The following is a 522-nucleotide window of genomic DNA, read 5'->3' as shown; positions in this document are numbered from 1 at the left end:
CTGGCAAGTTCTTCTCGTTCTAACTCAAGGGCTGCACGCATTTTCACGATGTCGCCAGGCGTTACTTGCATCGCTGCAAATTCCGCAATGTTACTTTCAAGCAACTGGCGAGCTTGGAGCATTTCAAACGGACCGGCATCATCGCTGATCACGTTCTCACGGGAGTTCGGTTGAGATGGAATATTGATGACATACACCCCAGAACCTTTCTTCACTTCGACAAGGTTTTCCAGCTCCAGCATGATGATCGCTTCACGCACTACTGTGCGGCTAACGTCGAGACGTTCTGCGATATCGCGCTCAGGCGGCAGCCTATCTCCGACCACGTAACGGCCATTGATAAGTTCTTGTCTAAGGACTAAACCGATCTCTTGATACGGTCTTTTCGGTTCAAAAGGCATCATGATGATATTATCACTATATTCCATCTAACTTCTCACGCCATCATAACGACCAATAACAATTGGTCAACCTCTATGTACCAGAATGTGGTAACACCTTGTTTTCGATTGTTTATTACTA

The 522-nt window shown here is 46.4% G+C and carries 1 protein-coding gene; it reads right to left on the bottom strand.

The window, feature by feature from the left end; all coding sequences use genetic code 11:
* A partial coding sequence (locus R7Z77_RS28345) for a GntR family transcriptional regulator (RefSeq protein WP_318137433.1) occupies positions 1-428 on the bottom strand: 428 nt, incomplete at its 3' end.
* Between the last annotated feature and the right edge of the window lie 94 nt (positions 429-522).

Source organism: Vibrio sp. 1401, assembly GCF_033340295.1.
This window is presented reverse-complemented; position numbering and strand designations above follow the sequence as displayed.